Annotated in this window: 1 protein-coding gene; it reads right to left on the bottom strand. The window is 69.7% G+C overall.

The features are described 5' to 3' along the window. The coding region (gene leuS / locus D474_RS0105200; protein WP_017612534.1) for a leucine--tRNA ligase at positions 1 to 1,320 on the bottom strand (1,320 nt) is incomplete at both ends.

Below are 1,320 nucleotides of genomic sequence, written 5' to 3'. Positions count from 1 at the left end.
TTGGGCGCCAGCTCGGCGCCCTTCATCTCGGGCAGGGTCACCGGCAGCTGCTCGTCCGGCACGGGCACCAGGCCGCAGGAGGGGCAGTGGATGATCGGGATCGGCGTACCCCAGTACCGTTGGCGGGAGATCAGCCAGTCGCGCAGGCGGAAGTTGACCGTGGCCTCGCCGGTGCCGCGCTCGTCGAGCACCTCGATGATGCGGGCGATCGCGTCGTCCTTGGTGAGCCCGTCGAGGGGACCGGAGTCGCGCAGGGTGCCCTCGCCGGCGGTTGCGACACCGCTCTCGGCCGGGTCGGGCTCTCCGGTCTCGACCACGACGCGCACCGGCAGGTCGAAGGCCAGGGCGAAGTCGAGGTCTCGCTGGTCGTGCGCGGGCACGGCCATGATCGCGCCGTGTCCGTACCCGGCCAGGACGTAGTCGGCCGCCCACACGGGCATGCGTTCGCCGTTGACCGGGTTGACGGCGTGGCGGCCCAGAAAGACGCCGGTCTTGGGGCGCTCGGTGGTCTGGCGCTCGATGTCGGAGAGCTTGGCGACCTCGGTGCGGTAGGCCTCGAAGGCCTCGCGCTGCTCGGGGGCGCACAGTTCGTCGGCGAGCTCGGCGTCGGCGGCCACGACGAAGAAGGTCGCCCCGTACAGGGTGTCGGGGCGGGTGGTGTAGACGGTGACGGGCTCGTCACGCCCCTCGACGGCGAACCGGACGTCGGCACCGGTGGAGCGGCCGATCCAGTTGCGCTGCATGCTGAGGATCTCGTCGGGCCAGCGGCCTCCGTCGATCTGGTCCATGTCGTCCAGCAGACGCTGGGCGTACTCGGTGATCTTGAAGTACCACTGGTTGAGGCTGCGCCGCTCGACGTCGGAGCCGCAGCGCTCGCACTTGCCGTTGACGACCTGCTCGTTGGCGAGCACGGTCTGGTCCTGCGGGCACCAGTTGACCAGGCCGTCCTTGCGGTAGGCCAGGCCCCGCTCGAAGAAGCGGTTGAACAGCCACTGGTTCCACTTGTAGTACTCGGGGTCGCTGGTGTGGATCCGCCGTGACCAGTCCACACCCACGCCGTAGCGGTGGAACGAGGCGGCCTGCGTCTCGATGTTGGCGTAGGTCCACTCGTCGGGGCGGCTGTCACGCTGGATCGCAGCGTTCTCGGCGGGCAGCCCGAAGGAGTCCCACCCGATGGGGTGCAGGACGTTGTCACCGCGCTGGAAGCGGTAGCGCCCGATCACGTCGCCGATCGCGAAGGCCTCGGCGTGGCCCATGTGCAGGTCGCCGGAGGGGTAGGCGAACATGTCGACGATGAAGGAGCGGGTGCGCTCGTCGGCC

The sequence above is a fragment of the Nocardiopsis salina YIM 90010 genome, assembly GCF_000341025.1.
Taxonomy (GTDB): domain Bacteria; phylum Actinomycetota; class Actinomycetes; order Streptosporangiales; family Streptosporangiaceae; genus Nocardiopsis; species Nocardiopsis salina.
This window is presented reverse-complemented; position numbering and strand designations above follow the sequence as displayed.